General features: G+C 66.7%; 7 protein-coding genes. 2 read left to right on the forward strand and 5 right to left on the reverse strand.

The window, feature by feature from the left end:
• Positions 1-6: 6 nt before the first annotated feature.
• The 5 genes from WG898_RS14680 to argA all read right to left on the reverse strand — a co-directional run bounded on the left by WG898_RS14680 (position 7) and on the right by argA (position 6521).
• Positions 7-3006: a bifunctional diguanylate cyclase/phosphodiesterase gene (locus WG898_RS14680; RefSeq protein ID WP_339603533.1), complete on the reverse strand. Its 3000-nt coding sequence runs from the start codon at positions 3004-3006 to the stop codon at positions 7-9.
• A gap of 214 nt (positions 3007-3220) precedes the next feature.
• Positions 3221-3517 carry an H-NS histone family protein gene (locus WG898_RS14685; RefSeq protein ID WP_285232859.1) on the reverse strand — a complete coding sequence of 99 codons (297 nt, stop codon included), beginning with the start codon at positions 3515-3517 and terminating at the stop codon, positions 3221-3223.
• A 165-nt stretch (positions 3518-3682) separates the two neighbouring features.
• Entirely contained in the window at positions 3683-4684 is a 1002-nt protein-coding gene (locus WG898_RS14690) for an extracellular solute-binding protein (protein WP_339603572.1), read from the reverse strand.
• A 144-nt stretch (positions 4685-4828) separates the two neighbouring features.
• Positions 4829-5101 (reverse strand): oxidative damage protection protein, encoded by a 273-nt coding sequence (locus tag WG898_RS14695; protein WP_339603534.1) that lies wholly within the window; start codon positions 5099-5101, stop codon positions 4829-4831.
• Between the two features lie 79 nt (positions 5102-5180).
• The gene (gene argA / locus WG898_RS14700) at positions 5181-6521 is read right to left on the reverse strand and encodes an amino-acid N-acetyltransferase (protein WP_339603535.1); all 1341 of its coding nucleotides are present in this window, start codon (positions 6519-6521) and stop codon (positions 5181-5183) included.
• 96 nt (positions 6522-6617) lie between these two features.
• On the opposite strand from argA, the gene WG898_RS14705 reads away from it, so the two are divergent.
• Positions 6618-7007 carry a VOC family protein gene (locus tag WG898_RS14705; protein WP_339603536.1) on the forward strand — a complete coding sequence of 130 codons (390 nt, stop codon included), beginning with the start codon at positions 6618-6620 and terminating at the stop codon, positions 7005-7007.
• 37 nt (positions 7008-7044) lie between these two features.
• A complete protein-coding gene (gene hrpA, locus WG898_RS14710; RefSeq protein WP_444718948.1) occupies positions 7045-10947 on the forward strand; it encodes an ATP-dependent RNA helicase HrpA in 3903 nt (1300 codons plus the stop codon).
• The last annotated feature ends 41 nt before the right edge of the window (positions 10948-10988 follow it).

A 10988-nucleotide genomic window follows, 5' to 3' on the forward strand; every position in this document is an offset into this window, starting at 1 on the left:
CCGAGTCTAAGCGAAGCCGATTTTCGTCGCGCCGGTGGCGACGCGCCGTCCGCCAAAGCTGGGTGCCTGCTCGAAGGCGGCCACCCACTCGGGCACGCGCTCGGCCGGCATGGCATGGGCGATGCCGCTGCCCTGGCCCAGTTCGCAGCCGGCCACCAGCAAGGCGCGTGCATGGGCGTCGGATTCCACACCCTCGGCCACCACGCTGCAACCAAAGGTCTTGGCCAGGCCGATCACGCCCTCCACCAGGGCCTGGTCATGCGGATCGATCAACATGTTCTGCACGAAGGAGCGGTCGATCTTGAGCGCGTCCACGGGCAGGCGCTTCAGGTAGGTGAGGGTGGAATAGCCGGTGCCGAAGTCGTCCAGCGCGAAGCTCACGCCCAGTGCCTTGCAGTCCTGGATCAGGCGATGCGTGGCGTCGACATCGGCCAGCGCTGCCGATTCCAGCACCTCCAGCATCAGATGGCTGGCAATCGGTTCCGGGTGGCGGGCCAGCAACTCCTTCAGGCGCTGGGTGAAATCCAAGGTCTGCAAGTGGCGCGCCGTGACGTTCACGCTGACGCGCAACTGCAGGCCCTGCGCAAGCCATTGCGCCGACTGCCGCATCGCCTGCTCCAGTACCCAGTCACCGATCTGCACGCCCAGGCCGGTGCGCTCTACCAGGGGCAGGAACAGGCCAGGCATCAGCAGACCGCGCTCGGGATGCTGCCAGCGCAGCAGGGCTTCGAAGCCCAGCACGCGGCCACGCCTCATGTCCACCTTGGGCTGGTAGTGCAACTGCAGTTCACCGCCGTCCAGCGCCTCCTGCATGCGGCCCAGGGCGATGCCATCGGCATGCTTGCGCAGGCGCTTCTCGGTGTCGAAGAACTCGCAGGCATTGCGGCCGGCGCGTTTCACTCGATAAAGCGCGTGGCCGGCGTGGCGCATCAAGGTCTCGGCGCTGGAACGGTCCAGCGGGAACAGGCTGGCGCCCAGGCTGGCGGTGAGTGTCAGCGGCGCGCTGTGCTCGTCCAGGTAGATGGGCAGGCGCAGCACGTTCAGCATGCGCTCGGTGGCCAGGCGGGCTTCGGCCAGGCTGTCGCAGCGCAGCAGCAGGGCGAACTCGTCGCCGCCGATGCGCGCCAGCTGGTCCGACCATTGCTCAGCGCTACGCAGCGCGCCGTGCAAGGCCTGCGACAGCGCGCGCAGCGCCGCGTTTGCGCGCGCCTCGCCCTCGGCTTCGGCCAACTGGGCAAAGTTGTCCAGGTCGAGGTGGCAGACGCACAGCATGAAGCCCTGCTGCTCGCTGGCGGGCAGCGCCAGCTCAAGCCGGCGCAGGAACTCGCTGCGATTCGGCAGCCCGGTCAACTCGTCGAATTGGCGCTGCCGCTCCAGCAAGGCCTGGCGCCTCAGCTGCTCGGTCATGTCGCTGACGGCAATGACCTGGAAGCGCGCCGGACCCTCGGGTTCGGGCATGGTCGAGACGGTCAGCTGCAGCTCGCAGCTGCTGCCGTCGTGGCGCGTGCAGCTCACCAGGCCTTGCCAATGCCCCTGTGTCTGCAGGGCCTGTTGCAGCTGTTCGGCGCTGTGCCCGGACCGGCGCAGGTACTCGATCAGCAGCGGCCTTGCCTGCTGGCCCAGCAAGGCCTCGCGTGCCTGGGCCATGATGCGGCAATAGCTGGGATTGGCGTCCAGCACCACGCCATCGGTGTCGGTGATGAGCAGGCCCTCGTGCAAATGCTGGAACAGGCTGACGCTCATGCGCTCGCGCTCCTCGGCGGTGCGCTTCCAGGTCACATCGTCCAAGGTGCCCACCAAGCGCTGCGCGAGGCCACGGGCGTCGCGTTCCTCGACATGCATGCGCAACTCGAACCAGCGCCAGTCGCCGCCCTCGCGGCGCAGCCTCAGCGTCTCGCTGATATGGGCAGGCCCATGGGGCGCGAGCAGCTCCGTGATCAGGGGCTGTAGTCGCAGCCGGTCCATCGCATGCACGGCCTCCAGCCAGGCCGTCGGCTCGGCAGCGGGCGGCGGCGCGGGCGTGCCCACAAAGCCTTGCCAGGCCGGCGAGGCGCGAAGCTCGCCTGTGACCAGGTCCCAACTGGCGATGCCCATGCCGGCGGCCTCCAGCGCATGGCGCCAGCGCGCATGCTCCTGGTGCAACTCGCCGAGCACCGCATTGGCCAGCAGGGGGACGGCCGCAGCGCTTGCCGAGTAGGCCCATAGCGTGGCCAGTCGTTCTGGCAGCGGGATGGCGGCAAACGGACCCAACTCGACGCCGGTGCTCAACGCGGCCAGCAGGGTCAGTAGCGCGGCGGTCGCCGAGGCCAGGGTCAGGCCATCCCGCAGTGTCAGCCAGCTGAGCAGCAGATGCGGCGCAAACAGCCAGGGGCTCAGCACCGAGGCACTCTGCCCGCCCAGGCCGAACACCAGCGCCGCGCTGCCCAGGGTGGCGAATGCCAGCAAGCCGCTGGCAAGCCAGGCGGTGCGCCTGGCCTGCGTGCCTGGCTCGTTGCCTGGCCGCGCTTGCAGGTTGGGCAGTACCAGCAGGGGCACGCCCAGGCTCAGCACGCCGAGCGCATCGCCGCCCCACCAAGAGAGCAGGGCGCGTGGCAATTCTGCGGGCACGATGTGGCCGAAGGCTAGCAGGATCAAGGCACCTGCGAGTGCGCTGACGCCCGGCCCCAGCACGACGCCCAGCAGCACAAAGCTGGCGAGATCGCGGCGGCGCGCCATGTCGGGCCTGAAATGGAGGCGCCGCAGGCCCCAGACCGCGAGTGTGGGTCCGGTGAGGTTGGCCGCCGCGAGACAGCATGCCAGCACGGGCGATGCACCCTGCAAGACGGCGATGGCCGCCACCCCGGTCAGCACCCCGATGGCGGCCGGCCAATGCCAGCGCAGCAGACTGGCCAGCGCCAGGCCGGCCGGCGGCCAGAACAGGCTCACAAAGGCACCAAGCGCGGGCGTGAGCAGGCCCAGCCAGGCGCAAGCCATGCTGGCCACGCCCACCAGGGCGATACGCGTCAATGGCGATTTATCCAAGTGGCGGCCCTGGTTGGATTTATCTGAAAAGCCGGGGCGCCGATGCTAGCAGGGCGGCCTTGTGCCAGCGCACCCTGCGAATAGGTGGTGGTGGTTTCCCCTTGTTGAATATCGCTCCGCGCAAAGAAAAAGCCACCCCGCGGGGTGGCTCCATATGCAAGCGCTGCAGCGCAGCGGCCGCGGCCGCCCGCGCGGAATGTCAGACGTGGAAATCGTCCAATTTGGCACCGGCGCCAATTGCAGCCTTCAGCCATTTGGGTTGCAGGCCGCGTCCGCTCCAGGTTTCGCCGGTCGCCTGGTTGCGATATTTCACCGCCACCTTGGAGGTCTTGACCGCCTTGGGTACCTTGGCACTCAGATCGGCCACGCTCAGTCCATACTCGGACATCAAGGAACGCACCTTGGCGATCGCATCGGAACGCTCGCGGTCCTTGGTTTCGGCAATTTGTTGATCAAGCGCGGCCCTCTGGGCCAGGAGGTCTTTCAGCGATGCCATCTTTGCAAATCCTCGCAAGGTTTCTTTCGTCGTCCCCGCCCGGTACGGCAAATATTGGGGGGCGCTGAAACCGAACAATAATGGATTTTCAGATCTTGTGAAATAGGGGGGCGCTGAAAGTGGGTGATATTCACGACACCCATTCCGGTGGGGCGCGCGCCGTACTTACTTGTAGCCGACCCGATCCAGAATCTGTTGCACCTTGGGCAGATTGGCCCCCACCACCGATACCGGGATGGTTTCGGCCTTGAATGGCCCCATCGCATCAAGCGCCGAATTGCTGGCGCGCACGCCGCTCACCGCGGGCCATTCGTTGTTGCCATTGGCAAAGTAGATCTGCGCCTCGGGCGAGGCGAGGTACTCCAGGAACTTGATGGCGTTATCGCGATTCTTGGCATACTTGGCCACCGCGCCGCCGGCGATATTCAGGTGCGTGCCCCAGCTGGCTTGATTGGGGAACACGATGCCGATCTTCTCCACCACCGCGCGATCCTCGGGTTTGTCCGAGCGCATCATGCGCGCCAGGTAATAGCTATTGGTGAGGGCCACGCCGCATTCGCCGCTTGCCACCGCCTTGATCTGGTCGGTATCGCCGCCTTTGGGCGCGCGCGCCATATTCGCGACCATGCCCTTGAGCCATTGCTCGGTGCGCTCCGCTCCCATATGTTCGTACAGGGCGCCGAACAGTGAGAGGTTATAGGGGTGCGAGCCGGAGCGCGTGCACACGCGCCCCTTGTTTTTCGGATCCGCCAGGTCCTGATAGTTGAGGACATCGTCCTTCTTGACGTTCAGCTTGTTATAGACGACCAGACGCGCGCGGGTGGACAGGCCAAACCAGGACACGCCCTGGGCGGTATTCTTTGCGTGCAATTGCGCCGGGATGCGCTGCTCAAGCAGGCTGGACTTGACGGGCTGGAACAAACCGTCTTCATCGGCCTGCCAGAGTCTGGCGGCATCCACCAGCAGGATCACGTCGGCCGGGCTGGAACTGCCCTCGCTTTTGAGCCGCGCCAGCAAACCCGCATCATCGGTATCGACTCGATTGATGCGAATACCGGTGGCCTTGGTGAAATTGCTGTAGAGCGCCTCGTCGGTTTGATAGTGGCGCGCCGAGTACAGGTTCAATACCTGTTCCTGGGCTTGGGCCGCGGCGGGCGCCAGCAGCATGCCGGCCAATGCGGCGACGGCCGGGAGAACAGCGGCGCGGGCGCGCCGATTCTGCAAGAAACGCATATCAACTCCTGAGCAGGGGCAAGAGGCCCGGTGCGCAGGAGTTTAGCTGAAACGAGAATGATTCTTGTTTGAGCTGGCTCAATTCGTCGGCGGGACATAGCCCGCCGGCTGCTCGGCGCCATCGCCGAAGAAGAACTGCTCCATTTGCCTTGCCAGGTATTGGCGGGCGCGCTGGTCGGCCAGGTTCAGGCGGTTTTCGTTCACCAGCATGGTCTGGTGCTTCATCCAGGCTTGCCAGGCTTCCTTGCTGACGTTTTCATAGATGCGCTTGCCCAGCTCGCCGGGGTAGGGCGCGAAGTCCAGGCCGTCGCCTTCCTTCTTCAGATAGATGCATTGCACGGTGCGGGCCATAGTCAACCTCGGTGATTCAATCGATAAGTGGGATGGCGCGCACTGTAGCGCGCCCGGCAAGGGCGCATGCTGCGCAGGGTCAGGCCAGCTTCTTCACCAGCACCTGCGAGCGACGGTCCCAGTTGTATTTGCGCTTGCGTTCTTCGGGCAGCCAGTCGGGGTCCACCTGCACGAAGCCGCGCTTGATGAACCAATGCATGGTGCGGGTGGTGAGCACGAAGATGCTGGCCAGGCCCATGGCCTTGGCGCGCTGTTCCACGCGCTTGAGGATGCGGTCGCCGTCGCCCTGGCCCTGCACGGCCGGCGAGACGGTCAGTGCCGCCATCTCGGCGGTGCGCGCTTCCACATAGGGATAGAGCGCGGCGCAGCCGAAGATCACGCCGTCATGCTCGATCACCGTGTAGAGCTCGACGTCGCGCTCGATCTCGGTGCGGTCGCGCTTGACCAGGGTGCCGTCGCGCTCGAAGGGTTCGATCAGCGCGATGATGCCGGCCACATCGTCCGAGCTGGCCTCGCGCAGGCTTTCGAGCTTCTCATCCACCACCATGGTGCCTATGCCGTCGTGCGTGTAGACCTCCTGCAGGATGGCGCCGTCGACCGCGAAAGGCACGATGTGCGAGCGCTCCACGCCGGCCTGGCAGGCGCGCACGCAGTGGCGCAGGTAGAAGGCCACGTCGGTGGGTTCGGTCGGCTCGGGCAGTCGCGCCAACAGGCGCTCGGCATCGGCCAGGGCCAGTTCGGTGTCGATCGGGCTGTCCAGGTCTTCGGGGTTCTCGCGCACACCCGGGATCTCGCCCACAAACAGCAGCTTGTCGGCCTGTAGCGCGATGGCGGTGCCGGTGGCCACGTCTTCCATGCTCAGGTTGAAGGCCTCGCCGGTGGGCGAGAAACCAAAGGGCGAGAGCAGCACCACCGCGCCGGTGTCCATGGCACGCTGGATCGCCGCGGCATCCACCTTGCGCACCACGCCGCTGTGCTGGAAGTCCACGCCGTCCACGATGCCCACCGGGCGCGCGGTGAGGAAGTTGCCCGACACCACCCGCACCGTGGCATTGGCCATCGGCGTGTTGGGCAGGCCTTGCGAGAACGCCGCCTCGATCTCGAAGCGCAGCTGGCCGGCAGCCTCCTGGGCGCAATCCAGCGCCACCGCATCGGTGATGCGCAGGCCGTGGCTGTATTGCGAGGCATGGCCCTTGGCGGCCAGCTGTTCATTCACCTGTGGGCGGAAGCCATGCACCAGCACGATCTTGATGCCCATGGCGTGCAGGATGGAGAGGTCCTGCACAAAGGCGTTCAGCTTGCCGGCCGCGATCAGCTCCCCGGCCATGCCAATCACAAAGGTCTCGCCTCGGTAGGCGTGGATATAGGGAGCGACCGAGCGAAACCAGGGGACGAAGGTGTGGGGGAAGACCAGGCTCATGGGGCCGAATTGTGCCGCAGCGAGGCCTGCGTCAAGGCACTTGCGTGCCGGGCCGCGCCGCGACAGCATAGGGACCCCAATCACGAGGAGACCGAGATGGATGCATTCAAGACCCATGGCGCCTTCAGCTGGTCCGAGTTGATGACGCCCCAGCCCGCGGCCGCTTCCGAGTTCTACGGCAGCCTGTTTGGGTGGAAGATCGAAGCCATGGACATGCCCACCGGCAAATACCATGTGGCCAAGATCGGCGATACCGCTGTGGCCGGCATGATGGCCTGCCCCGACCCGAGCAGCCCGATGCCGCCGGCCTGGGGTTGCTATGTGACGGTGGACGACGTTGACGCCACCATCGCCAAGTGCACGGCCCTCGGGGGCGCGGTGCTGATGCCGGCGATGGACATTCCCACGGTGGGCCGCATGGCCTGCATACGCGACCCGCAGGGGGCCGCGATCAACATCATCACCTACGCGCCCAGGCCCGCCTGAGTGGCCGCTATCGCGGGGCGCGGATAATCCGCGCCTCGTGAACGAAAAGCTCTCCCCCCCTCAGGCCCCGGCGGCCCCTGCGGCCCCACGCCGGCAGCGCCAGCCGCGTACCGGCCAGCCGGCCCCGGCCGCCAATCCGCTGCCGCCCATCAGCTTCCCCGAGTCGCTGCCGGTCTCGGCGCGGCGCGAGGAAATCGCGCGCCTCTTCAACGAGCACCAGGTCATCATCGTCTGCGGCGAGACTGGCTCGGGCAAGACCACCCAGTTGCCCAAGCTTGCCCTGGCCCTGGGCCGCGGCCGCGCCAACACCGGCAAGTTGATCGGCCATACCCAGCCGCGCCGTATTGCCGCCTCCAGCGTGGCCAAGCGCATTGCCGAGGAGCTGAACACGCCGCTGGGCGAGATCGTCGGCTTCAAGGTGCGCTTCCAGGACCGGCTGCAGCCCGGCGCCTCGGTCAAGCTGATGACCGACGGCATTCTGCTGGCCGAGACTCAGACCGACCCACTGCTCCAGGCCTACGACACCCTCATCATCGACGAGGCGCACGAGCGCAGCCTCAATATCGATTTCCTCTTGGGCTATCTGCGCGAGCTGCTGCCGCGCCGGCCGGACCTGAAGGTCGTGGTGACCTCGGCCACCATCGATGCCGAGCGCTTCGCCAGGCATTTCGAATCTGCCAAGGGGCCCGCGCCGGTGGTGATGGTGTCGGGCCGCACCTTCCCGGTGGAGCAGCGCTATCGCCCCTTCGAGGAGTCGCGCGAGTACGACCTGAACAACGCCATCACCGACGCGGTGGACGAGCTCTGGCGCGAGGGTGGCGGCGACGTGCTGGTGTTCCTGCCCGGCGAGCGCGAGATCCGCGAGGCCGCCGAGGCGCTGCGCAAGCACCATCCGCCGGGCGTGGAGATCCTGCCGCTGTTTGCGCGCCTGTCGCAGCAGGAGCAGGACCGCGTGTTCGAGCCCCATGGCCAGCGCCGCATCGTGCTGGCCACCAATGTGGCCGAGACCTCGCTCACCGTGCCCGGCATCCGCTATGTGATCGACCCGGGCCTGGCGCGCGTGAAGCGCTACAGCTACCGCAACAAGGTCGAGCAGCTGCAGATCGAGCCCATCAGCCAGGCGGCGGCCAATCAGCGCGCCGGACGCTGCGGCCGGGTCGCCAACGGCATCTGCATACGCCTGTACGACGAGAAGGGTTTCAACGAGCGACCACGCTTCACCGACCCCGAGATCCTGCGTTCATCGCTGGCCGGCGTGATCCTGCGCATGAAGGCCCTTCATCTGGGCCAGGTGGACGACTTCCCCTTCATCGAGCCGCCGCCGCGCAAGGCCGTGGCCGATGGCTACCAGCTGCTGGCCGAGCTGGGCGCGGTGGACGAGGGCAACGAGCTCACGCCGATGGGCCGCGAACTCTCCAAGCTGCCGCTGGACCCGCGCGTGGGTCGCATGATTCTGGAGGCCAAGAGCCGTGAGGCCCTGGCCGAGGTGCTCATCATCGCCAGCGCGCTCTCGGGCCAGGACGTGCGCGACCGGCCCATGGAACAGCAACAGCAGGCCGACGAGAAGCACAAGAAGTTCGATGACGAGCGCTCGGAGTTCATGGGCTATCTCAAGCTCTGGAAGTGGCTGGAGGAGAGCCGTGGCGGACAGGGCGAGCACAAACTCAGCAACCGCCGCCACGAGCAGCTTTTGCGCGACAACTTCGTCTCACCGCGCCGCGTGCGCGAATGGCGCGACATCTACTCGCAGCTGCACACCGTGGTGGCCGAGCATGGCTGGCGCCTGAATGGCAGCCCGGCCACCTACGAGCAGGTGCACCTCTCGATGCTGGCCGGCCTGCTGGGCAATATCGGCTGCAAGAGCGACGAGGACGAGTGGTACCTGGGCGCGCGCGGCATCAAGTTCTGGCGCCATCCCGGCGCGCACCTGAGCAAGAAGCCGGGGCGCTGGATCATCGCCGCCGAGCTGGTGGACACCACGCGGCTGTTCGGTCGCGGCATTGCTAACATCGACGTGCAGTGGATCGCGCCGCTGGCCGGCCACCTGCTCAAGACCCAGCTGCTGGAGCCGCACTGGGAAAAAAAGGCCGCCGAGGTGATCGCGCTGGAGCGTGCCACGCTCTACGGCATCGTCATCTACAACAACCGGCGCGTGAACTTCGGCCGTGTGGACCTGCCCGCGGCGCGTGAGATCTTCATCCGCGAGGCCCTGGTCAACGGCGAATTGCCGGATGACATGATGCGGCGTCTGCCCTTCCTGGCGCACAACCAGAAGCAGATCGCCAAGGTCGAGGAGCTGGAGCACAAGTCGCGCCGCCAGGACGTGCTGGTGGACGACGAGCTGATCTACAACTACTACGACCAGCAGCTGCCGCGCGAGGTCTGCTCGGGCGCGACGCTGGAGAAGTGGTGGCGCGAGGCCAGCCGTGGCAATCCGCGCCTCTTGCACCTCAGCCGAGACGAGCTGATGCGCCACGAGGCCGCCGGCATCACCAGCAATGCCTTCCCCAAGACCATCCGCCTGGGCGGGGTGGACTGCACGGCCAGCTATCTGCACGAGCCGGGCGACCAGCGCGACGGCCTGACCGTCAGCGTGCCCATCTACGCGCTCAACCAGGTCAGCGAGGAACGCTGCGACTGGCTGGTGCCCGGCATGCTGGAGGCCAAGATCATGGCCCTGCTCAAGAGCCTGCACCAGAAGCCGCGCGCGCGCCTGGTGCCGCTGCCGGACTTCGTGGCCGAGTTCATCGAGCTCAACCCCTTTGCCCAGGGCAGTTTGGTGGAGGTGCTCTTGAAGGCGGTGAAGGAGCGCAGCCAGATCGCGGTGCAGCGCAACGACTTCAAGCTCGAGCAGCTGCAGCCGCATCTGTTCATGAATATCCGCGTGGTGGACGAGCATGGCCGCCAGCTGGGCATGGGCCGCAACCTCGCGGCGCTCAAGGCCGAGCTGGGCGGCCAGGCGCGCTCGGCCTTCCAGGCCCTGGCCCAGCTCAAGCTGGCCACGCCGGCGGCCGCACCGGCGCCGGTGGCCGCGGGTGCGGTGCGTGCTGAAGTGATTCACAAGCCCAAGGCGCGTGAGGCCACGCCAGCCAGCCAGGCCTACACCGCCTGGACCTTTGGCGAGCTGCCCGAGCTGATGGAAATCCAGCGCGGTGCGCAGGCCCTGATTGGTTTTCCGGCCCTGATCGACCGTGGCACGCATGTGGAGATCGAGGTCTTCGACGAGCCCGCGGTGGCCGCCGTCAAGCATCGCCTGGGCCTGCGCCGATTGGTGGCGCTGCAGCTCAAGGAACCGCTCAAATACCTGGAGAAGAACATCCCCGATCTGCAGAAGATGTCGGTGTTCTATATGGGCCTGGGCACGGCCGAGGAACTGCGCGATCAGATCATCGGCGTGGCGGTGGACCGGGCCTTCCTGGCCGAGCCACTGCCGGCCGACGAATTCGCCTTCAAGCAGCGCATCGAGGAAGGGCGCACGCGGCTGAACCTGATTGCGCAGGAGGTGGCGCGCCTGGCGGGTGTGATCCTCATCGAGTACCAGGCGGCCACGCGCAAGCTCAAGGACGCGCGCGCAGCCAAGGAAGTGGCGGATGACATCACGGCCCAGCTGCAGCGCCTGATGCCCAAGCAGTTCGTGGCGCTGACCCCCTGGGCCCAGGCCCTGCACCTGCCGCGCTATCTGAAGGGCATCACCGCGCGCCTGGACAAGCTGCGCGCCGATCCCGCCCGCGATGTTCAGCGCCTGGCCGAGCTGCGCCCGCTCGAGCAGCGCTATCTGCGCCGCGTGGCCGAACTCAAGGGCACGCAGGATGCGCGCCTGGCGGATTTCCGCTGGCAGTTGGAGGAGTTGCGCATCAGCCTGTTTGCACAGGAGCTGCGCACCCCCCAGCCGGTCAGCGTGAAACGCCTGGACAAGGTCTGGGCTCAGCTGCAGGGCTGAAGGCAGGCGGTGAAAAGGACGACAAAACCCGCCAGTTCACG

Origin of the sequence: Paucibacter soli (genome assembly GCF_037482845.1) — a bacterium.
Classification (GTDB): Bacteria; Pseudomonadota; Gammaproteobacteria; order Burkholderiales; family Burkholderiaceae_C; genus Paucibacter_B; species Paucibacter_B soli.

Coding starts and splice junctions, on each gene's coding strand:
- WG898_RS14695 (WP_339603534.1), bottom strand. CDS start 5,101: ATGGCCCGCACCGTGCAATGCATCTATCTGAAGAAGGAAGGCGACGGC.
- WG898_RS14705 (WP_339603536.1), top strand. CDS start 6,618: ATGGATGCATTCAAGACCCATGGCGCCTTCAGCTGGTCCGAGTTGATG.
- argA (WP_339603535.1), bottom strand. CDS start 6,521: ATGAGCCTGGTCTTCCCCCACACCTTCGTCCCCTGGTTTCGCTCGGTC.
- WG898_RS14685 (WP_285232859.1), bottom strand. CDS start 3,517: ATGGCATCGCTGAAAGACCTCCTGGCCCAGAGGGCCGCGCTTGATCAA.
- WG898_RS14690 (WP_339603572.1), bottom strand. CDS start 4,684: ATGCTGCTGGCGCCCGCCGCGGCCCAAGCCCAGGAACAGGTATTGAAC.